The following is a 22,059-nucleotide window of genomic DNA, read 5'->3' as shown; positions in this document are numbered from 1 at the left end:
GAAGGGAGCGTGAAGTGATGGATTTGCCAACGCTCTGGTTCGCTATCATCGCGGTGCTCTGGTTCGGTTACCTGTTCCTCGAGTGCTTCGATATGGGCGTCGGGATGCACATCGCGCTCACGGCGCGGAATCAACAGCAGCGACGCCTCATCCTCAACTCGATCGGGCCGGTCTGGGACGGCAACGAAGTATGGCTGATCACGGCCGGCGCGGCGATCTTCGCCGCGTTCCCGAACTGGTACGCATCCCTCTTCTCCGGGCTATACCTGCCGCTCGTGATCGTGCTGCTGGCGCTCATCGTGCGCGCAATCTCGATCGAGTACCGCAGCAAGCACCACACGGCCCGCTGGGTGCGCCTGTGGGACACGGGGCACGCGGTCGCAGCGCTCGTAGCATCATTCGGTGTCGGCGCCATGCTCGCCATCACCACCACGGGAATGCCCATCGATGAGTACGGCGACCGCGTCGGCGGGCCGTTCGCCTGGCTCTCGGCGGAGGCCGTGATCGGCGGGCTGGGTCTCGTGTTCTTCAGTCTTGTGCACGGTGCGCTCTTCCTGACGCTCAAGACCGGCGGCGAAGTGCAGCGTCGTGCCCGCGCGTTCTATGTTCGATGGCTGCCGCTCGGGATTCTGCCGCTCGTGCTCTGGGTGCTCATCGTGCAGTTCAGGAGCGGAACGTCGGCGTCGTGGGCGCTCACGGGGCTCGCGGCGGTCGCCGCTCTCATCGCATGGACGCTGGCGATCCGGAACAGGATGCGCGCATCCTTCGTCGGGATGGGCGTGTTCCTGGCCGCGGGCGTGGCTGCGATCTTCTCCGCCGCGTACCCCGCGGTGCTGCCATCGATGATCGACCCTGCGTTCACGCTTACGGTCGAGAACGCCTCCAGCAGCGACTACACGCTCACGGTCATGTCGGTTGTTGCACTGCTTGCCGTGCCGGCCGTCATCGCAACGCAGGCGTGGAGCTACTGGGTATTCAGCAGACGACTCTCCGAGCGGCACATGCCCGAACTCCACGAGATCCTCCCCGCCATCCGCACCGAGGCTCCTTCGAGCAAGACGGAGCAGCGGTGACCGCGAGAGCCCGCGTCTCCGCATCGCCTGCAGCGCTGCTGGGCAGGCCGGGTCGTCGCGCGCTCGCGGTACTGCTCGGGCTGGCAGCTGCCAAGGCCGTCTCGCTCATCCTGATCGCGGAGGCGATAGCGCGGATGCTCGCCGCACTGTTCGAGCAGCGGACGCAGGAGGAGTGGCAAGGCGCACTCTGGGTCGGTATCGCAGGCGTGACGTTGCGGGCGCTCACCGCGTGGGCTGCTCGTGCGGTCGCCCAGCGCGCCGATATCGAGACGAGGGCCGCGTTGCGGCGCGAGCTCGCGCAGCGTGTTCTGCGGCGATCGGATCGCGACGTGGGGCCCATGACGACGCTCGGCACGCGCGGACTCGACGACCTGGAAGCGTACTTCGTGACCTACCTGCCGGCGATGGCGAACGGGCTCGTCGTTCCGCTCGTGATCGGTGCGAGAATTCTGTTCGCCGACTGGATCAGCGCTGTCATCATCGTGCTCGTCATTCCGCTCGTGCCGTTCTTCATGATCCTGATCGGCAAGCAGACGCGAGATCGAGTCGAGGAGGCGACCGACGCGATCTTACGGCTCTCGCACCACCTGGTCGAACTCGCGCGGGGCCTGCCGGCGCTGATCGGTGTCGGCAGAGTGCGCGAACCTGCCAGAACCCTCGACACGCTGTCGGAGGAGTATCGACGACGCACGATGCGAACGTTGCGCACGGTATTCGTGTCGTCGTTCGCGCTCGAACTGATCGCGACGATCTCGGTCGCGATCGTCGCCGTTGTCGTCGGCATCCGCCTCGTCTACGGCGGCATGGATCTGCAGCTCGGGCTGCTCGTGCTGGTGCTGGCTCCCGACTGTTTCACGCCCATCCGGGAGGCCGGAGCCGCCTACCACGCTGCGGAAGACGGCGTCGCCGCGCTCGACCGGGTGCGTGAAGTCAGTGACGCCCCCGTGCCCAGGCCGATCTGGTCCAGACAGCCGGCGAGCGCAACCCATCGCGTTTGCGCCCACGACGTATCGGTTCGCTACTCCGGCGGTCGAGCGGTCGGCCCCGTCACGTTCGAGACGGCTCCCGGCACGGCGACTCTGCTCTCGGGAGCCAGCGGCGCGGGGAAGTCGAGCATTCTCCGCGCCCTCGCCGGCAGAATCGGTGTCGCGGGGGAGGACGGGCAATCTGCGGGCGGCCGCATCGATGGTGTGGATCCGACGCGGTTTGCCTGGTTGCCGCAGCATCCGGAAACGTTCGAGGCGACAGCGGTGGAGGAGGTTGTGCTGCACGTCCGGGACGAGGATGCTGCGCAGCGTGCGCTGTGGGAGGTCGGTATCCGCCCGGATGCCGCCTGCGAGACGATGAGCCCCGGCGAACTGCGACGGGTTGCGCTCGCACGAGCGCTCGCGAGAGTCGACACGGGCGCAACGCTGCTGCTGCTCGACGAACCCACCGCGCACCTCGACGATCGCGCTGCTGAGCTGGTGTGTGCGGCGGTCGAAGCTCGAATAGCACGCGTAGCCACCGTGATCGCCTCGCACGACGCACGAATGGCGGCGCTGTGCGAGACGCACGTCGAAGTCGGAGGAGACAATGAACCGCGTTCGGCTGCGGTGACGGGCAGCGATGCGGTCGCGACGAAGGAGCATGCCGAATTCCGGGACTACGGCGATGAGGTTCCCGGCACCGCCCGAGCGACTTCGACCGAGCCGGAGCAGGACCCAGGGGAGCAGGACCCAGGGGAGCAGCCGGGGCGGCTGCCGCTGACACGAGCGCTGCGACTGCTGCGGGCATCCGCTGCCGGAGCAACACTGCCGATGGCAGGCGCCGTCGGCATCGGGATAGGCGCCGTCTTGTTCGCGCTCGCGCAACCCGCGCTGTCGGGATGGTTGATCGTCCGTTCGGCAGAGCAGCCCCCGATTCTGTTCCTCATGACGGCAATCGTCGGCGTACGCTTTTTCGGTCTTGCCCGCTCAACCCTGCGCTACTACGAACGATTGCGCATGCACGACGCGGTCTTCCGCGTCGCGGGTGGGCTGCGCTCGCGGCTCTGGCGGGCGCTTTCGAGGGCCGGGTTGCGATTCCCGCGGATGCGCCGCACCGGTACGACACTGCAGCGGCTCGTCGACGACGTCGATCGTGTGCGCGACCTGCTGCCGCGCGTGATCTCGCCCCCTATCATCGGCGCTGCCGCAACACTGGTCGTGGTCGTCGTGGGGCTCATGAGCCTGCGGGCCGCAGAGAGCGCGGTGACCGGGCCGATGCTGCTCGGGCTCGGTGGCATCGTTCTGGCGTCTGTCGCGCTGATAGCCGGTCTCGCCGCTCCTCTCGCGGCCGTCGTCGCGGATCGTGCCGCGACTCCCGCAGCCGCTGCCGGCAGGGCGAGGATCGGGCACCGATTCGGCGCGCTACTGCATGCGGCGGACGATCTGGCGGTGCACGGTGCCCAGGCTCCCGTGCTGGCCTCCCTCGATGCTGCGGAACAGCATGCGGCGGGGCGCGAACGTCGCGCAGCACTCGCGCAGGGGCTCGGAGCCGCCATCGTGATTCTTGCCGGCGCCGGTGGCGCGGTGGCGATCGCCGCTCTCGCGTTGCATGCTGCGACTGCGGGCGCCGTCGACGCGAAACTCATCGCACTCGTGGTCTTCGCGCTGCTCGCGCTCATCGAGCCGCTGCTCGACAGCGCCGCGGCTGCGCAGCGATGGCCGAGTCTCGCCGACGCACTCGCACGCATCGACACGACGCTCGCCCACGCGGGCGCATCCGTCGATGACGAGCAGGAAGCGTCTGTTCTTCGGCCGTCGAACCGCCCCGTCAGCCTCGTGCTCGACGACGTCACCGCACAGTGGCCAGGTGCGTCCGAACCCGTCTTCAGCGGCTTGGATGTCCGCGTCGAGTCGGGCGAGTGGCTCACCGTCACCGGCCCGTCCGGAGCAGGAAAGTCGACGATGCTGGCGGTCATCATGGGCCACTTGGCCCCAACGCGCGGGCAGGTCGAGGTGGTCGATGCGGAGGGCCGGGCACTGCACGGATCGGTCGCCTGGTGCCCGCAGGATGCGCACCTGTTCGACTCCACGCTCCGGGCGAACCTCGCCCTGGGTTTGCCGCACGGTGGCGTCGACGACGCAGAGCTCGTGGCCGCACTGCAGCGGGTCGGCCTAGGCGGATTCTACGAGCGGTTGGAAGAGGGGCTCGACACTCGTGTCGGTGCGGGCGGCACGCAGCTCTCGGGAGGCGAGAGGAGGCGGGTCAGCCTCGCCAGGACGCTGCTGACGGGAGCGCCCATCCTGCTGCTCGATGAGCCGACGGCACACCTCGACGAGCCCACGTCGCGCACACTCATGGCGGACTTACGCAAGGGATTAGAGGATCGACTGGTGGTGTGCGTCACGCACGACCCCGTTGCTATCGCAGACAGTGACCGGTTGCTGCGGCTCGGCGAACCCGCTGCGATCCTTGTGCAGGATCAGACGCCCAGCAGCTCTTCCGCGTCGTCCGTACCGCGAAGCGCTCGTGCCGCCGCCTTCTCGTAGTGGCGTATCAGCTGGTCGCAGACCGCCGGCCATGACCTGCCGAGCACGCGCCGACGCCCGGCTTCGCCCATCCGCGCTCGCGTCGCGGCATCCTCGGTGAGTGACTGCACTGCGGCCTGCAGTTCGTCGGCGTCGTCCGGTTCGAACAGGATGCCCGTCTCACCCTCTTCCACGAGGTCGATCGGGCCACCGGCCCTGGGTGCGATGACGGGGAGCCCGGATGCAGCGGCCTCCTGCAGTGTCTGGCCGAAGGTCTCCTCAGCGCCCGTGTGGCAGAACACGTCGAAGGCTCCGTAGGCGGAGAACAGTGCCTGCCCGCTGAGAGCCCCGAGGAAGACCGGGTCCAGGTGCCCGAGCTGTCTGCGCACGTCCGGCATGCCCGGCCCGTCGCCCACGATGGCAATGCGGATGTTGTCGATGCCCTCCAGGGCGGCGAGGCGGTGGAGGCCCTTCTCAGGAGCGACGCGTCCGACGTAGCCGACGACGGTCTCGCCGTTCGGAGCGATGCGTTCGCGCAAGACCCTCGCCGCTGCACCGCGACGGTTGTCGGGGTGGAAGCTCTCGAGATCGACGCCGCGCACCCAGCGCTTTACCCGCTTCACACCGGCCGCTTTCAGGTCGTATATCGACGCCGAGGACGGTGCGAGCGTTCTGTCGGCGCCGTTGTGGATCTGCCGAATGACGCGCCAGGCGAGCTTCGCGCCCGCTCCGAGACGGTTGCGTTTCGCGTAGCCCGCGACGTCCGTTTGGTAGATGGCGACGGAGGGGATGCCCATCCGCGAAGCCTCCCCGATCGCCTGCCCTCCGAGCATGAACGGGCTCGCTGCATGCAGCACATCCGGCTTGAAGCGTTCGAGCAACGCGGCTACCTGCGGGCTCGGCAGCCCGACGGGGAACTGGCGGTACGCCACGGACGGCACCTCGAACACGGGGGTGCCGCGATACTGCGTCGGCGCGCCGCTGCGAGGCGTTATGACGATCGCCTCGCGCCCCGTGCGGTGCAGATGGTCGAGAACACGGCAGACGCTCGTGGTCACGCCGTTGATAGTCGGAAGAAACGATTCGGTCACGATGGCTACCCGCTCGATGTCCACGCCGCCAGCGTAGGAATTCAGTGTTCCAGTTCGGTGCCATCGGGGTGAACTGGCGGTGAATCCTCGGATCGTCCCCCGATACAAACGTGAGACCGTCTGCCACTCGTGGAGGTGACGCAACAGGTGCTCGGTTAGTCTCGCATTCGCTCGAGCGAGTACTTCGCCGATGCGTAGGGGCCGCCCTGTGGAGCGTCAGCGTCTATGGGCTCGGTGGGCCCTAGAGATGCCGAGTCGTCTTCGGGGTAGTAACCGATTGCTTCGCCCGAGCCGAGGTCCCACCAGAGGTTTTCGTTCGCGGAGACAGCGTAAAAGACCGCACTGTCGTGATCGGTGGTCATAGCCGCAATGAAAGCGCGCACCGCATCGCTAGGGCTCAGCCAAGTGCGTTGCTCACGAGCGGAGTTCGGACGCTGCTCGTAGCTGCCTATACGTATAGCGATTGTGGAGAGACCGAACTTGTCCGTGTATAGCTGACAGAGCGCTTCACCGGCGACCTTCGAAACTCCGTAGAAGCCATCTGGGCGAGGCGGCATATCTGTCGTGACAGTTTCGGTTACCGGGTACATGCCCGTCGAACGGTTGCTACTGGCGTAAATCACTCGCGGCACCGCAGCGCGTCTAGCCGCTTCGAGCACGTGATAGGTGCCCACGATGTTGACCTCTGCGAGGTCCCGGAAATCGGCTTCATCCGACAGTCCACCCAGATGGATGACACCATCCGCGCCATCGAACAGCCCAACAAGGGGTTCAAGGTTGGCGATGTCGGCGATGATGACTTCATCATTCGAGCCAACGGGTTGCGCGTATCGAAGATCTGTCGAGATCAACCTGACGCCGCGCTCATGCAACGCCAGCCGGAGCGCAGCCCCGATGTTCCCGGCTGCACCAGTGACGACCCAAGAGCTACCCGCTAGATCTACCATCTTCGAATCGTACAGAGCCCTCCAAGGAGCCCTTACACCTGCGAGTGCGAATACGCACGGAACCGGCTGTGCAATGTCCGGCCGAGGGCCGAACGGCTACGCTCGAAACCATGCTCAATCGTCAACAGCCGCTCGACGACTTCTACGCGATCATCCCGGCGGGAGGAGTCGGGTCCCGGCTCTGGCCGATGTCGCGAGCGGAGGCCCCGAAGTTCCTCCACGACCTCACCGGCAGCGGTAACACGCTGCTGCAGGCGACGGTCGAGCGGCTCGAACCACTCGCCGGCCGCCAGCGCATCATGATCGTGACCGGACGCGCGCATCGTTCGGCGGTGGAAGAGCAGATCGACGAACTCGCCGATCACAACATCGTGCTCGAAGCCGACCCTCGCGACTCGACGGTCGCCATCGCGCTCGCGGCCGCGATTCTCCGTCGCCGCGAGCCGGATGTCATCGTTGGTTCCTTCGCGGCCGACCACGTCATCGACGACTGGCGCGGATTCCGCCGCTGCGTTTCCGAGGCGGTTGCCGCCGCTCGCGACGGCTTCATCGTCACGCTGGGCATCACCCCAACCGAGCCGGCCATCGGCTTCGGCTACATCAAGGCCGACGGGCTCGCCGACATCGAGGGCGCCCCTTCTGCTCGGCGGGTCGACAGTTTCGTCGAGAAGCCGACGATCGATGTCGCGAAGGAGTACGTCGAATCCGGCGACTACCTCTGGAACGCCGGGATGTTCATCTCGCGCGCCGACGTGCTGCTGGAGGAGCTCGCGCACTCCGAGCCGGAGCTCGCCGAACAGATAGAAGAGCTTGCCGCCGTCTGGGATGAACCGGAGAAGCGGGGCCCTGCCGTCGATCGGATCTGGCCGCAGCTGAAGAAGATCGCGATCGACTACTCCGTCGCCGAACCCGCCGCGGCCAGAGGGAAGCTGCTCGTCGTGCCCGGTGACTTCGACTGGGACGACGTCGGCGACTTCTCCTCCGTAGCCAAACTCCACAATCACGGACGCCGCGATCGTCTCGCGATCCTCGGCGACGGCGGTACGGTGCTGGCGGATTCCGCGTCCGGAGTCGTCGTATCGCAGTCGAAGCGCATCATCTCGCTCGTCGGCGTGAAGGACATCGTTGTCGTCGACACCCCCGACGCCCTCCTTGTGACCACGACGGAGCAGGCGCAGCGCGTCAAGCAGGTCGTGGACGCCATCCGGCGCAGCGGTCACTCCGGCGTGCTCTAGGAATCGCATGCAACACAACAGCACGCGCGAGAAGATCATTCTCGATTGCGACCCCGGCCACGACGATGCCATCGCGATTCTGCTCGCGCACGGCAGCCCCGTGATCGATCTGCTCGCCGTCACGACCGTCGTGGGCAACCAGACGCTCGAGAAGGTCACGCGCAACGCGCTCGCCGTTGCGAGTGTCGCCGGCATCACCGACGTGCCCTTTGCCGCGGGAGCGGATCGGCCGCTGCTGCGCGAGGTCGAGATCGCGCCATCCATTCACGGCGAGAGCGGCATGGACGGCCCCGAACTGCCGGAGCCCGTGATCGACCTCGACCCCAGGCACGCGGTCGATGTGATCATCGACACGATCATGGCGCACGACCCGGGAACCGTGACGCTCGTGCCCACCGGGGGTCTCACGAACATCGCACTCGCCGTGCGGAAAGCCCCCGCGATCGTGGAGCGCGTTAAACGGGTTGTGCTCATGGGCGGCGGTGTGCGCGTCGGCAATTGGAGCCCCATGGCCGAGTTCAACATCGTCATCGACCCGGAGGCCGCCGACATCGTCTTCTCGGCGGGGTGGGACGTCACGATGGTCGGGCTCGACCTGACGCATCAGGCGCTTGCAACGGAGGATGTCGTGCAGCGAGTCGACGATGTCGGCACGGTGCCCGCGCGGTTCGTGGGTGAGCTGCTGGAGTTTTTCGGGCACACGTATAGGGAGGTGCAGGGGTTCGCTCATCCGCCAGTGCACGACCCCTGCGCAGTCGCTCACGTCATCGACCCCACGATCGTGCGTGCGACGCGGATGCCGATCGTCGTCGAGACCACGGGTACCCACACGCTCGGCATGACGGTCGCCGATCTCCGTACAGAAGCACCGGCGGACTGCCGAACGTCGGCGGCGCTCGAGCTCGACCGTGAACGCTTCTGGGATGTCATCGTCGACGCCCTCGAGCGCATCGGAAACCCGAAGGCGTGATCGACGCAACGTGCCGGAAGTGCACGAAACACGGCACTTGGCTCGAGAAGCGGCAAATAGCGCCGCGTTTCGTGACAGATCGCGAATAGCGCCGCGTTTCGTGGCCAGACCACCGGCTCAAAGCCCAAAGCCAGAAGCCCCGAGCTGGGCAGACCGAAAGCCGCAGGCTTCTCGCTTCGCCCTTCCCGCATGCTGTCCCTGCCCGCTAAGCCGGAATGTGCTCGCTATGGTCCCTACAGCAACGGACGCACACTCCAGCGGCAAGGCTCCGAAGTCATATCCCGGCGGTCGTGTGTGCTGACTCAGTCAGCACACAGCAGGGACCCAGCCCCTGGCGTCCAGGGGCGAACTTCAGGTCCCACTACACGTGCTTGCACGAAAGACGGCGTTGTGCTCGGAAAGCAGCAAATAGCGCCGCATTTCGTGACAGATCTCGAATAACGCCGCATTTCGTGACTGAGACGCCGGCCCAAAGCCCCGACCTGCGCAGACGGGAGGCCGCAGACTTCCCGCTGCATTCTCCCAGCTTGCCGTCCCTGCCGGTCAAGCCGGAATCGGTCATCCCTGTTATCACCGCGTGCACGAAGAACGGCACTTCGCTCAAGAAGCGGAAAATAGTGCCGTGTTTCGTGACGGATCGCGAATAGCGCCGCATTTCGTGGCCAGACCACCGGCTCAAAGCCCAAAGCCAGAAGCCCCGAGCTGGGCAGACCGAAAGCCGCAGACTTCCCGCGCCTCCCTCCCTGCTTGCCGTCCCTGCCGGTCAACCCAAAATGGGTCATTGCACAAGGCGCTCGACAACGATTCGGTTTCGATCTACCGCTTCGACGCCTCACGATGCGGTGTTTCGCGTAACATTTCGTTTTATATCTAATTCCTGCCGCGCCCTGCGGTAGGGGCATGTTCCATGACACGGAGGATTCCCTTGAGCACGCTTTCCAAGAAGAGCACCGCTCGTCGCAACCTGCTCGGTGGCGCGTCGGTGATCGCTATCGCGGGTCTATTGGCGGCCTGCGGCACAGCGCCAGAAGACGACGGCGACACAGGCGCGGACGGAGGAGACAATGGCAGTGACCAGGTTCCCTGCATGGTCTCCGACGCCGGTGGATTCGACGACCAGTCGTTCAACGAGCTGAGCCACGACGGTCTCGTCGCCGGTTCGGAGGCTCACGGCCTCGACCCGCGCACGGTTGAGTCTGAGAACGACACGGTTTACGAGTCGAACATCGAGAGCCTCGTCAACCAGGGTTGCACGCTGATCTTCTCGGTCGGCTTCCTCCTGCAGCCGGCGACCGAAACGATGGCGGCGAACTACGAAGACGTCAACTTCGCGATCATCGATGACGACCAGATCGTGGCCGACAACGTCAAGCCGCTCATCTACGACACCGCTCAGGCCGCATTCCTCGCAGGATACGCTGCCGCCGCTTACACCGAGAGCGACCGGGTCGCGACCTGGGGCGGGATGAACATCCCGACCGTCACCATCTTCATGGACGGCTTCGCGGAGGGTGTCGAGTACTTTAACGAAGAGAACGGCGCCGAGGTCGAGGTGCTCGGCTGGGATGTCGAGGCTCAGGACGGTTCGTTCACGGGCGGCTTCGAAGCCAACCCGGAGGCGCGCTCGATGGCCGAGCAGTTCATCTCGCAGGGTGCTGACGTGCTCATGCCCGTCGGTGGCCCCATCTTCCAGCCCGCTGCCGAAGCGGTACTGGACGCTCAGGGCGACAACCCGCACCTCGCGATGATCGGTGTCGACACCGACCTGACCGAGTCGGCTCCCGAGTACGCCGACATCTTCCTCACTTCGGTGCTGAAGGGCCTCGCCGTCTCGGTTGAGGACACGATCACGGAGGCCGTGAACGGCGAGTTCAACAACGAGCCGTTCGTCGGCACGCTCGAGAACGACGGGGTCGGTATCGCTGACTTCTACGACTTCGCGAGCGACCTGCCCGACACGATCGATGCCGACATCGACGAGCTGCGCGACGCGATCATCGACGGCTCCCTCGTCGTCGAGTCACCCTCCTCGCCCAGCATTTAAGCGGCACAACCGGAGGCGCCGGGGATCGGTCAAGTTCGATCCCCGGCGCCGCTGTCCGGTCTAGTCGCTTGTGCGCGTGGGCTAGGTTAATCAGAACATCTGAAGGGATAGAGCGATGAGGCTTGAACTCCGAGGCATCACAAAACGCTTCGGCACGTTCACCGCGAACGACAGCATCGACCTTACGGTCGAAGCCGGTGAGATCCACTGTCTGCTAGGCGAAAACGGTGCCGGGAAATCCACGCTGATGAACGTTCTCTACGGCCTCTATCGGGCCGAAGAGGGCGAGATCCTGCTCGACGGTAAAACACGGCACTTCGCGAGCCCCGGTGACGCCATGCGCTCCGGAATCGGCATGGTGCACCAGCACTTCATGCTGATCCCCGTCTTCACGGTTGCGGAGAACGTGCTGCTCGGCCACGAGCGCCGACTCGGAGGCATACAGGGCGCGCGCAAAAAGGTGAAGGAGCTGTCGGAGCGGTTCGGTTTCGACATCGACCCCGACGCACTCGTGCAGGACCTCGCGGTCGGTGTGCAGCAGCGCGTGGAGATCATCAAGGCGCTTTCGCTGGATGCCGGGGTGCTGGTGTTCGACGAGCCCACGGCTGTTCTGACGCCGCAGGAGACGGATGAGCTCATGGAGGTCATGCGGCAACTGCGCGACGAAGGCACGGCGATCGTCTTCATCACGCACAAACTGCGTGAGGTGAGGGCCGTGGCCGACAAGATCACGGTCATCCGCCTCGGAAAGATCGTGGGAACAGCCGAATCGACCGCTTCGAGTGCTGAGCTCGCGTCGCTCATGGTCGGGCGGTCCGTCTCGCTCAACGTCGAGAAAGGCGATGCCGAACTGACCGACAACGCCCTCGCCGTGAAGAACCTCACGGTGCTCGACAAGGTCGGGCACAAGGTCGTCAATGATGTCTCCTTCTCGGTGCGCGGGGGAGAGGTGCTCTGCGTCGCCGGCGTGCAAGGCAATGGCCAGACGGAGCTGACGGAGACACTCATCGGATTGCTCAAAGCCGAGAACGGCACGATTTCACTCAACGGAACAGAACTCACGGGTAAGTCGGTGCGCGAAGTGCTCGACGCAGGTGTCGGATTCGTGCCGGAGGACCGCAAGGTTGATGGTCTCGTCGCGGAGTTCACTGTCGCCGAGAACATCATGCTCGACCGTTACATCGGCGCCCCCTTCGTCAAAGGCGCCACAATCGACTTCGCAACGCGAGACGAGTTCGCCGAGCAGGCCAAGAAGGACTACGACGTGCGTGCGCAGAGCATTCATTCGCCGGCCAGCTCACTCTCCGGCGGAAATCAGCAGAAAGTCGTGCTCGCGCGCGAGCTCGGGCGCGAACTCGATCTCTTCGTGGCTTCGCAGCCGACGCGAGGGCTCGATGTCGGCTCGATCGAGTTCGTGCACAAGCAGATCATCCTGACGCGCGACTCGGGCATCCCCGTCATCGTCGTATCGACTGAACTCGACGAAGTCGTCGGCCTCGCCGACCGGATCGCCGTCATGTACCGCGGTGGCATCGTCGGCATCGTTCCGGCCGACACCGATCGAGAGGACCTCGGCATCATGATGGCCGGCGAGCTTCCCAAACACTTGCAGCCGGCCGCTGAGGAGGTCGAAGCATGAGCAATCAGGTCGCCCAGCAGGCCGCTGTTCCCGAGCCCCCGACCGAGGACGCGCCCCGCCGTGACGTCGGCCGCGAGCTCCTCCACCGGCTCTTCAACGGGACACCGATGCTGTCGGTGCTCGCGGTGCTCGCTTCACTTGTCGTGGGCGCCATCCTCATCGGTTTCACGAACCCCCGCGTTGCGGAGGCCGCGGGGTACTTCTTCGCGCGCCCGGGAGACACGTTCGCAGCGCTGTGGCAGGCAGTCTCGGGTGCGTATATTTCGCTCTTCCAGGGTGCGATCTTCAACCCGAACCGCATGGACTCGGTGCAGCAGGTGCTCGCACCGCTGTCGACGACGCTCTACTACGCGGCTCCGCTCATCATCGCCGGTCTCGGCGTCGCGATCGCGTTCAAGGTCGGTCTCTTCAACATCGGTGGCCGTGGCCAGATGCTGGTCGGCGCGGGTGTCGCCGGCTGGGTGGGCTTCACCGTGCCGCTGCCTCCCGTCCTGCACGTCGCGGTCGCGTTGATCGCCGGCGCTCTTGCGGGAGCGCTCTGGGGCGGGATCGTCGGCTTGCTCAAGGCACGAACGGGCGCTCACGAGGTGATCCTGACGATCATGCTCAACTACGTCGCGTACCTGGGTATCCAGTACGCGCTCCGTAACCCGGACCTGCTGCGAAACCAGGAAAACAACAACCCGGTCTCGCCCCCCATGATGGACACCGCCATCCTGCACTCGTTGCCCGGCTTCCGCGTGCACGCAGGCATCCTGATCGCGATCGCGGTCGTGATCCTGTACTGGTGGTTCATCGAGCGTTCGAACCTCGGGTATCAGTTCCGGGCCGTCGGGTTGAATCCGGATGCCGCGCGTCAGGCGGGCATGAACGTCGGGCTCGTCACGACACTCGCCATGGCCTTCGGAGGCGCTTTCATGGGCCTTGCAGGAGGCGTGCAGGTCGCGGGGCAGGTCACGAGCGGATTCACGGCCAATATCGACGCCGGCATCGGTTTCGAGGCGATTACCGTCGCGCTGTTAGGCAGATCCTCTCCGTGGGGAACACTCGTCGCGGGCCTCCTGTTCGGAGCCATGCGGGCAGGCGGCTTCAACATGCAGGCGGCGCAGCAGATCCCCATTGACCTCGTACTCGTGCTCCAGGCGTTCATCGTGCTGTTCATCGCAGCCCCGGCGCTGGTGAAGACGATCTTCTTCTACCCGAAGGGAGCACGCTCGTGACCAACACACCGGCGCAGAACAGCGCACAGCTCACAGAACACGAAGCCGGTGTTCCCGAGCAGGAGGTGCACCTCGAGCGGGTGCAGGTACGGAAATGGCGGCCCGCGGTCGCGCTGACGTCGCTCACGATCGTCGCGTTCGTGCTGACGGTCGGCTTCGGGAACGACGAATCGACCGTCTTCCGATTCGCAAGGCCGAACGATTTCTTCCTGCTCCCCGACCTCACGCTCGGTGTCCGCGTCGTCGGTATCGTCGCGACGGGCATCATGGCGGTCATCTCGGCCTTCGCGATCATGCGCACGATCCAGCGGCAGAAGGTGTGGGGCTGGCTCTACATCGTCTTCGGAGCACTCTTCATCATCGACTTCCTCACCTGGGCAGCAGCCGGCAAGTCGTTCTCGTTCACCGATCTCATGATCGCCTCCGTCGGCCTCGCAGTGCCGCTGATCTTCGGTGCTATGGGCGGTGTGATCTCCGAGCGTTCGGGTATCGTCAACATCGCCATCGAGGCGCAGCTGCTCTCCGGCGCGTTCTCCGGCGCGCTCGTCGCATCCATCACGGGCAGCCTCACAGCCGGCCTGATCGGGGCGATGGCGGCCGGGATGCTCGTCTCGTTCGTGCTGGCGGCCTTCGCCGTCCGCTACCTGGTCGAGCAGGTCATCGTCGGCGTCGTGCTGAACGTGCTCGTCGTCGGGCTGACCGGGTTCTTCTACTCGACCGTCATGTCGGAGAACCCCGAACTGAACTCGTCCGGCCGCCTGCCGCGTCTGCCGATCCCCGGTCTTTCGCAGATTCCGATCATCGGTCCGACGTTCTTCAGCCAGACGATCATCGTCTACCTGATGTATGCGGCCGTCATCATCATCACGATCGCGATGTTCAACAGCACGTGGGGTCTGCGTACCAGGGCGCTCGGCGAGCACCCGCTGGCGGCAGACACGGTCGGCATCCGAGTGCGCCGATGGCGGTTCTGGAACGTTTCGCTCGCGGGCGCCATTGCGGGCCTCGGCGGCGCGTACTTCACGCTCGACCAGACTGGCCAGTTCACGAAGGAGATGACGGGCGGGCTCGGGTATATCGCGCTCGCGGCCGTGATCTTCGGTAAGTGGCATCCGCTCAAGGCGACGTTCGCAGCGCTGCTGTTCGGATTCGCGAGAGCCCTCGAGCAGACGCTCTCGGCGGCGGGAAGTCAGGTGCCGAGCGAGCTGCTGCTCATGCTGCCGTACATCATCACGATTCTCGCGGTCACGGGCTTCATCGGGCTCTCGAAGGCGCCTGCTGCGAGCGGTAAACCGTATGCGAAGCAGTAGCCGATGACGATCGATTGGGAAGCGCTGCAGTCAGCGGCGCACGATGCGACGAAGCACGCCTACGTGCCGTACTCCGGATATCCCGTCGGCGCCGCTGCGATCGCCGATGACGGTCGTCTCGTGGCCGGTTGCAATATCGAGAATGCCGGTTACGGGGTCACGCTGTGCGCGGAGTGCTCTCTCGTCTCACAGCTGTTCATGACCGGTGGCGGCACGATTCGCGCCTTCGTCTGCGTGAACGGCGCCGGTGACGTGATCATGCCGTGCGGGAGGTGCCGGCAGCTGCTGTTCGAGCACTCGAGCGACGAGACCGAGCTGCTGACGGTGTCGGGCATCCGCACGATGGACGAAGTGCTGCCGGACGGATTCGGCCCGCGCTCACTCGAAGAGTACCGAAAGGGAACCAGTGGTTGAAGCATTCGATGTCGTCGACATCATCCGTTCGAAGCGGGATCGCGCCGCGCTGTCGACCGAGCAGATCGACTGGCTCATCGACGCGTACACGCGCGAATACGTTGACGACGCGCAGATGTCCGCGCTCATCATGGCGATCTTCCTGAACGGCATGGAGCGTCGCGAGATCTTCGATATGACGCAGGCGATGATCCACTCCGGCGAGCGCATGGACTTCTCGTCGTTGTCGAAGCCCACGGTCGACAAGCACTCCACGGGTGGTGTCGGCGACAAGATCACGCTGCCGCTCATGCCGCTCGTCGCGTGCTTCGGTGTCGCGGTACCGCAGCTCTCGGGCCGCGGGCTCGGCCATACGGGTGGCACGCTCGACAAGCTCGAGTCGATCCCCGGCTGGCGCGCAGAGCTGTCGAACGAGCAGATTCTGCAGCAGCTCGAAGGGCTCGGCGGTGTTATCTGCGCAGCGGGCAAGGGGCTCGCGCCCGCGGACAAGCGACTCTACGCGCTGCGCGACATCACCGGCACGGTCGAGGCGATTCCGCTGATCGCGTCGTCCATCATGTCGAAGAAGATCGCCGAGGGCACGAGCGCGCTCGTGCTCGACGTGAAGTTCGGCTCCGGCGCGTTCATGCGCGAGGAGGAGCGTGCCCGTGAGCTGGCGCGCACCATGGTGGCGCTCGGCACGGATGCCGGTGTCGAGACGAGCGCGCTGCTCACCAGCATGGAGACTCCGCTCGGCCTCACGATCGGCAACGCGAACGAGGTGCGCGAATCCGTCGAGGTGCTCGCCGGCGGCGGACCCGCAGATGTCGTCGAACTGACGGTCGCCCTGGCTCGCGAGATGCTCGCCTCGGTCGGGCAGCCGGATGCGGATGTCGAAGCCGCCCTGCAGGACGGCCGTGCGATGGACACGTGGCGGCAATTCGTCGAAGCGCAGGGCGGCGACCCCGATGCGGCTCTCCCGACGCCCAACGAAACGCACACCGTCGTCGCCGAACAGGACGGCGTGCTCGTACGTCAGGATGCGCTGCCGTTCGGCGTCGCGGCCTGGCGGCTTGGCGCCGGCCGTGCACGAGCATCCGACGAGGTCGTCCACGCGGCGGGCATCGATCTGCACGCGAAACCCGGTGACGAGGTGCGTGCCGGGCAACCGCTCTTCACGCTCGCTGCGAATGATGCGGCGCGGTTCGAGCGAGCGCTCGACGCGGTCGAGGGCGCCTACGAGATCGCGCCGGCAGGGACGTCGTTCGACAGGCAGCCGATCGTGCGAGACAGGATCTCCTCCTAGCAGTCTTCGGGATGTGGTTCACGCTGCGAGGCCTCGTGTGCCGTAAGACTGCGCTCACTGAACAAGAGCGAGACGCGACGGCATGACGGGGGAGGCCAGAAACCCGGATCATCGGGATCGCAAGTTCCTGATGGCACGCGGACTCCGATGGGGAGGAGTCGCAGGTTGCACAACCGGTGTCACGTTCATTGGCCTTGCCTTTTTCACGGGCAGTAGCGGTTGGGCGTTCTTGGCGGTCGTGAGCGGCATCATCGGAGCACTCCTCGGCCTAGGTGCCGGGGCAGTACTGGCGTGGCTCGTATGGCGTCTCCTGCTCGCAGGGCAGCGCCCGGTCTTGGTGATCGCCATCGCCGGTGCAGCCATCGCAGTCATGATCCCTATTGCCACGTCATTTGCGTCGTTCGCCGGTGTTTTCGTTCCGGGCGGCATCAACGCGGTGATGCTCGTTATCGTCGCTGCCGCATCGGAGAGCGGATGGCTTGGGTCTCGATTCGGCATCTATGTGCTGTTCGGGGCGCTTCCGTTCCTGGTGGGAGTGCTCGGGACGTGGCACACGGTGCGTTCGCTCCTGCGCCGCAAAGGTGCTTGCGCGTCCGGGGCGGCGTAACGCGCAACGTAGCCGTGCAGTAGCGCCCGCGTCGGTCGGCACGGCATGACGCGAGATTGCTCCCGAGGATGATTCGTTCTTCAAGCGGTCGAACCCGGAGGGCCGGAACGCGCTTGCGTAGGTTGTGGTGCCTCGAGGCGACATCGTCGTGTGCGACTTTAAACGCGATGCTATTGACGAATATCTACAGAGAAACGTCCACTCAATTGTAGAGTCTTGGTTATAAAGCTACTTAAGTTTCTATAAAACTAGACATTAGTCGCTAGTCGTGTGTACATTGAGCGCAGCAACACGTCCCTTACACTCACGCGACACCAGCCCTCTTCGAGACTCGTCCAGTGAGAGATCCCCTCAAAAATTTGCACCACGCTGTGCGGCGCTGCCCCTCTGGCAATTGTGCCCCAATGAGCGTTAGGAACCTTTGTGGAACACGTAGTCACACGGAGCTCACGGCCACTGTTGCGCCGAGCGACGAAGCTACTCATCGGTGCGGTTGCCGCGGTGACCGCTATCAGCATGCTCGACCATGTACCCCTGGCGAACGCCCAAGAAGACCCGGTGTCGGAACCCGCTGAGCAGCACGAAACGCATGCGCCGCTCGCTGCCGCTGACACCGACCCGAGCGCCGAACCTCGGCCGTCCGACGATACCGAAGTCGAGCCGAGCGTCGAGCCCACGCCGTCGGAGAACGTCGAGCCCGAGCCGACTCGTGAGCCCGCTCCCGTAGAGCCGACGCCGACCGAGACCGTTGAGGAAACCCCTTCTCAATTGAATGAGAGGTCTCGCGTTGATGACCGCATGTTGCTGCAAGAGTCTTCTTGGGCATCGTGCTCGCCCGGTCAGTTCTATTCCATACAGACCAACGGTTCGATCCGTCAGATCACCAGCGGTGGGCAAATCACCACGTTCGCGAGTGCTCCGAATCAAGGCACGTCTTTCAACGGACTCGCGCTCACCGGTGACGGTTCGACGATGTACGGATATTCCCGAACCCAGAACAATCTCGGCATTTATCGATGGACTGAGACCGGTGTTCAGCGCGTATTGCAGAACGCACCCCGTGGAGGCTTCAACGGAACAAACTTCATCGCCGGTGCATTCGACAACGCGAGCGGAAAGTACTTCTACGGCGTGTACAGCACATCAAACCAGTACGTAGGGTTTTGGCCGATCGGCTACACCGAATACACACTCCACTTCCACCTGTTCAGCTTTGACCCGGCCACTGAACAAGCGCAAAGTGTAGGCAGCGTGCAAGTGGACTCCAGTAGATCAGAGCTTTCGCCCGCCAACGGGGACTTCGCATTCAGTGCAACGGGTGACCTGTTCCTGCTGCGCTCCGACTCCGGGACGAATCCCACGGCCGCCATCTACACGATCTCCGGTGCCTCGATCAATAGCGGAAACCCGCAGATCGTCGCACGGACGAATCAGGCTCCCGTGAATCTGGGTGGCACGGCTGCAAATGGTGTTGCCGTCGACAGCGACGGAACCGTGATTATCGGTACCGGCAACCAGGCGTTCTTCCTCGACCCCAGTAACGGCTTTGCCCAGGTTCCTGGTCGCCCGACGCTCTCAGGGCTCGGCAGCAGCACGGACTTGGCTTCCTGCCAGCAGCCACCCACGATCACGGTGATCAAGGAGCTGCCGTTACGCGCGGACGCTGAGGATCAATTCACCATCAGCATTGCGACCGGAAACGAACCACCTTTCGCTTCCGTGACGACAGAGGGTGCGAGCACCAGCACTCAGCTCGGCCCAGTGATTGCGCGCACGAATCAGAGCTACCGCATTAGCGAAACCATCGACGAAGGGCCCTCGGCACTTGAGGACTACCAGGCGACCTGGGCTTGTGTATTTACCGCTGTCGGAGGAAGTCAGCAGCAACTAGGCAGCGGGAGCGGTTTCAGCTTCCAGATCTCGACCCCGAACCAGACGGGTGACACCGTTTGCACGATCACGAATGCGACGAAGAACGCCGGTCTGATCGTCGATAAAGAGTGGGCGGTCAACGGCACGGTTTATCAGCATGGCGACCAGCCGGAGGGGCTCGACACACAGCTCACGGTGAACGGCAGCTCCCTTGCTTGGGGTGATGTCCACGGCGGTCTCGTGGTCGGTCAGCTGGTCAATCTGGCAGAAACCGTGACGATCAGCTCCGAGCTTGCTCACTGCACCGTCGACAGCGAACGCATCACTCGTATCAATGGTGATGCCGCATCGCACGATTTCAGCAACGGGTACGCGCATCGTCTCACCGCCACGGGGCAGACGACGGGGCAGACGGAGAACGTCAACAGCATCCTCGTGCGAAACACCGTAACCTGCGATTCAACGCTCACACTCGAGAAGGAACTGCTGACGCAGTTCGACCCCGATGCAGGAGTCGATCAGTGGCTACTGCAGGCTGACGGGCCGACAACGGGTGTGAGCGGTGTCACCGACAGCGCCGCTGTGACAGACGTCGCCGTGGAGCCGGGGCAGTACACGCTGAGTGAATCGCTGCTACCTGACTACGGGGCGAAAGAACTCGGCTATGTGCTCGAGAGCCTGGTGTGCGTTGATCGCGCGACGGGCACGGATGTGCCGGTCGACGCCGACCAGCGAATCACCATCGGTGTCGGAGCAGACGTGGTCTGCACGTTCACCAACAAAGACCTGCCCGGCTCCGTAACCTGGGACAAGATCGCAGCCGGTTCCGGAGTCCTCTTGTCAGGCTCCGAGTGGCTGCTGACGGGGCCGGGCAGCGACACAGACGGGATTGAGGTCGTCGACTTCGAGGGAACCGCGCCGAATGCCGACGGGCCCGACCAGGACGGCGCAGCAGGCGCGTTCCTGCTCGAAGATCTCGTCTGGGGCGACTACACGCTCGTTGAGGCTCGAGCCCCCGCGGGCTACCAGCTGAGCGGAGAAGAGATCGCCTTCACCATCGGCCCAGTAAGCGATTCCGACACGTTGCACCTCGATCTCGGCTCGGTCGAGAACCAGCAGCGAGATGCCTTGGCGATACCGCTGACCGGCGGTCTCGGAGCCGATCTGTTCTTCATCATCGGAGCGGTGCTCGTGGCACTGGCACTCGCCGCCCTGATCTGGCACCGGCGAAAGGTGCGAACTTTGACGGCGTGATCCCGGGCGCGGACCAAACTGCACTGACGACTACTCACTTCGCTTTACCCACACAGCACACTCCCGACGATGTCGAAGGGAGCAAGAAAGGAAACAGCACATCATGAAACTGCAATCCCGCGGCACGAGGCGACTCACGGCCTCCCTCGCAGCGGTTGCCATCGCGGCTCTCGGCTTCGCCGGAGCCGGAGCAGCCAACGCGCAGAGCGACAATTCCGCACCCGGCCAGCCGGGCGCTCCCACCGAAGGCTCGCTGACGATCCACAAGTACGCCGGCACGCCTGTCACGACGGATGCGCACGACGGCACACAGCTGCCAACCGACCCGGAACGCGCACCGCTCGAGGGCGTACAGTTCACCGTCACACCTGTCACTGCCATCGGATCCGACCAGATCGATCTCACGAATCCTGACAGCTGGGACGCCATCGCGGACTACGACACCACACCGCCGAACCCGGATGACTTTACGCTCGGGACAGGTGTTCCGGTGACTACAGGTGCTGACGGCAGCGTTTCGACGAATCTGCCGGTCGGTCTGTATCTAGTCGAGGAAACCGATGCAGGAGGCCACAACATCACGGCACCGGCACAGCCGTTCCTCGTGACACTGCCGATGCCAACCGGCGATCAGGGCTGGAACTACGACGTGCACGTGTACCCCAAGAACGTCATCGAGGGCGTCGCGACCAAGGAAGTCGACGACACCGATGCGATCGGCGCCGGCGACGAAGTGACCTGGACGGTAACCGCACCGCCGATCGGTGTCGGCTCCGGTGAGCCGCTGACCGAGTTCGGCCTCACCGACAACCTGGATGACCGCCTCGAGTACGTCGCCGACTCTGTCGTCGTCGAGATCGACGGTGTCGCAGTCTCCTCCGACTTCTTCGAAGCGCAGCACCCCGGCGGTGTCGGAGGTACGTTGACCGTTGCATTCACGCAGGATGGGCTCGACCACCTCAACTCCCTCAACGCGGGAGCCGTCGTGACGTTCGCGTTCACCACAGAGGTCATCGGAATCGGTGAGATCCCGAACGACGCCATCGTCAACGTCGGCGGCGTCGACTACGAGACCGGCGAGGTCTTCACGCCCTGGGGTCAGGTCATCATCACGAAGATCGACGCCGCTACCGAGGCGACGCTGGAGGGCGCGACCTTCCAGGTGTTCACCAATCCTGAAGGCAGCGGCAGCCCGGTCTCGGTCGACGTGAACGGCACGGCAACCACCGACTTCACAACGGGAGCGGACGGCACCGTCACGATTCCGGGTCTGAAGACCGGCACCTACTACCTTGTCGAGACGCAGGCACCCGCAGGCTACACGCAGCTGACGGGCTCCATCGAGGTCACGGTCGTCGCGGGTGAGACCACGGAGGCCTCTACCGCACGTGTCGAGGTCGAGAACACGCAGCAGTCCGTCCCGGCACTGCCGCTCACCGGTGCTGCCGGTCAGCTGCTGCTGATCATCGGCGGTATCGCACTGCTGGCGATCGCCATCGGGCTCGTGATGTACAACCGCCGCAAGGCTGCTCTCCAGCAGTAGCACAAGGGAGGGCGTAGGTTGTGAACCCGCGCCCTCCCGAGCAGCCGTCGAATTGAAGGTG

At 64.7% G+C, this 22,059-nt stretch carries 15 protein-coding genes; 13 read left to right on the top strand and 2 right to left on the bottom strand.

Features of this window, described 5'->3' with window-relative positions:
- Positions 1–17 precede the first annotated feature (17 nt).
- Positions 18–1,073: a cytochrome d ubiquinol oxidase subunit II gene (gene cydB / locus Q0O95_RS02250; RefSeq protein ID WP_293694931.1), complete on the top strand. Its 1,056-nt coding sequence runs from the start codon at positions 18–20 to the stop codon at positions 1,071–1,073.
- Positions 1,070–4,588, top strand: coding sequence for a thiol reductant ABC exporter subunit CydC (cydC, locus tag Q0O95_RS02245; protein WP_293694895.1), 3,519 nt, complete (start codon positions 1,070–1,072; stop codon positions 4,586–4,588). The genes cydB and cydC overlap by 4 nt, the downstream gene beginning before the upstream one ends.
- Here the strand turns inward: cydC and Q0O95_RS02240 are convergent.
- On the bottom strand, positions 4,522–5,682 hold the full coding sequence (locus Q0O95_RS02240) for a glycosyltransferase family 1 protein (RefSeq protein WP_293694894.1): 1,161 nt from the start codon (positions 5,680–5,682) through the stop codon (positions 4,522–4,524). The genes cydC and Q0O95_RS02240 overlap by 67 nt on opposite strands.
- Positions 5,683–5,813: 131 nt before the next feature.
- Complete coding sequence (locus Q0O95_RS02235; RefSeq protein ID WP_293694893.1) at positions 5,814–6,605, bottom strand: NAD(P)-dependent oxidoreductase; 792 nt, start codon at positions 6,603–6,605, stop codon at positions 5,814–5,816.
- A gap of 110 nt (positions 6,606–6,715) precedes the next feature.
- On the opposite strand from Q0O95_RS02235, the gene Q0O95_RS02230 reads away from it, so the two are divergent.
- The 11 genes from Q0O95_RS02230 (at position 6,716) to Q0O95_RS02180 (ending at position 21,998) form a co-directional block, all read left to right on the top strand.
- Positions 6,716–7,840: a mannose-1-phosphate guanylyltransferase gene (locus Q0O95_RS02230; protein WP_293694891.1), complete on the top strand. Its 1,125-nt coding sequence runs from the start codon at positions 6,716–6,718 to the stop codon at positions 7,838–7,840.
- 7 nt (positions 7,841–7,847) lie between these two features.
- Positions 7,848–8,810, top strand: coding sequence for a nucleoside hydrolase (locus tag Q0O95_RS02225; protein ID WP_293694890.1), 963 nt, complete (start codon positions 7,848–7,850; stop codon positions 8,808–8,810).
- Between the two features lie 925 nt (positions 8,811–9,735).
- On the top strand, positions 9,736–10,854 hold the full coding sequence (locus Q0O95_RS02220; protein WP_293694888.1) for a BMP family ABC transporter substrate-binding protein: 1,119 nt from the start codon (positions 9,736–9,738) through the stop codon (positions 10,852–10,854).
- A gap of 115 nt (positions 10,855–10,969) precedes the next feature.
- Positions 10,970–12,493: an ABC transporter ATP-binding protein gene (locus Q0O95_RS02215; RefSeq protein ID WP_293694887.1), complete on the top strand. Its 1,524-nt coding sequence runs from the start codon at positions 10,970–10,972 to the stop codon at positions 12,491–12,493.
- Complete coding sequence (locus Q0O95_RS02210; protein WP_293694885.1) at positions 12,490–13,713, top strand: ABC transporter permease; 1,224 nt, start codon at positions 12,490–12,492, stop codon at positions 13,711–13,713. The genes Q0O95_RS02215 and Q0O95_RS02210 overlap by 4 nt, the downstream gene beginning before the upstream one ends.
- Complete coding sequence (locus tag Q0O95_RS02205) at positions 13,710–15,023, top strand: ABC transporter permease (RefSeq protein ID WP_293694884.1); 1,314 nt, start codon at positions 13,710–13,712, stop codon at positions 15,021–15,023. Before Q0O95_RS02210 ends, Q0O95_RS02205 begins: the two co-directional genes overlap by 4 nt.
- A gap of 3 nt (positions 15,024–15,026) precedes the next feature.
- On the top strand, positions 15,027–15,437 hold the full coding sequence (locus Q0O95_RS02200) for a cytidine deaminase (RefSeq protein ID WP_293694882.1): 411 nt from the start codon (positions 15,027–15,029) through the stop codon (positions 15,435–15,437).
- On the top strand, positions 15,430–16,722 hold the full coding sequence (locus Q0O95_RS02195) for a thymidine phosphorylase (RefSeq protein WP_293694880.1): 1,293 nt from the start codon (positions 15,430–15,432) through the stop codon (positions 16,720–16,722). The genes Q0O95_RS02200 and Q0O95_RS02195 overlap by 8 nt, the downstream gene beginning before the upstream one ends.
- A 130-nt stretch (positions 16,723–16,852) precedes the next feature.
- Positions 16,853–17,329 (top strand): hypothetical protein, encoded by a 477-nt coding sequence (locus Q0O95_RS02190; protein WP_293694878.1) that lies wholly within the window; start codon positions 16,853–16,855, stop codon positions 17,327–17,329.
- A 501-nt stretch (positions 17,330–17,830) separates the two neighbouring features.
- Positions 17,831–20,455 carry a SpaA isopeptide-forming pilin-related protein gene (locus Q0O95_RS02185; RefSeq protein WP_293694876.1) on the top strand — a complete coding sequence of 875 codons (2,625 nt, stop codon included), beginning with the start codon at positions 17,831–17,833 and terminating at the stop codon, positions 20,453–20,455.
- Positions 20,456–20,558: 103 nt separating this feature from the next.
- On the top strand, positions 20,559–21,998 hold the full coding sequence (locus tag Q0O95_RS02180) for a SpaH/EbpB family LPXTG-anchored major pilin (RefSeq protein ID WP_293694874.1): 1,440 nt from the start codon (positions 20,559–20,561) through the stop codon (positions 21,996–21,998).
- Positions 21,999–22,059: the final 61 nt, after the last annotated feature.

The sequence above is a fragment of the uncultured Agrococcus sp. genome (assembly GCF_945915485.1).
Taxonomy (GTDB): domain Bacteria; phylum Actinomycetota; class Actinomycetes; order Actinomycetales; family Microbacteriaceae; genus Agrococcus.
Note: the sequence above shows the minus strand (reverse complement) of the source record. Positions and strands in the feature narration are given on the sequence as shown.

Bases quoted from the DNA above. Each gene is read 5' to 3' on its own strand.
- Q0O95_RS02225 (WP_293694890.1), top strand. From the start codon at position 7,848: ATGCAACACAACAGCACGCGCGAGAAGATCATTCTCGATTGCGACCCC.
- Q0O95_RS02200 (WP_293694882.1), top strand. From the start codon at position 15,027: ATGACGATCGATTGGGAAGCGCTGCAGTCAGCGGCGCACGATGCGACG.
- cydB (WP_293694931.1), top strand. From the start codon at position 18: ATGGATTTGCCAACGCTCTGGTTCGCTATCATCGCGGTGCTCTGGTTC.
- Q0O95_RS02190 (WP_293694878.1), top strand. From the start codon at position 16,853: ATGGCACGCGGACTCCGATGGGGAGGAGTCGCAGGTTGCACAACCGGT.
- Q0O95_RS02230 (WP_293694891.1), top strand. From the start codon at position 6,716: ATGCTCAATCGTCAACAGCCGCTCGACGACTTCTACGCGATCATCCCG.
- Q0O95_RS02215 (WP_293694887.1), top strand. From the start codon at position 10,970: ATGAGGCTTGAACTCCGAGGCATCACAAAACGCTTCGGCACGTTCACC.
- Q0O95_RS02210 (WP_293694885.1), top strand. From the start codon at position 12,490: ATGAGCAATCAGGTCGCCCAGCAGGCCGCTGTTCCCGAGCCCCCGACC.
- Q0O95_RS02235 (WP_293694893.1), bottom strand. From the start codon at position 6,605: ATGGTAGATCTAGCGGGTAGCTCTTGGGTCGTCACTGGTGCAGCCGGG.
- Q0O95_RS02180 (WP_293694874.1), top strand. From the start codon at position 20,559: ATGAAACTGCAATCCCGCGGCACGAGGCGACTCACGGCCTCCCTCGCA.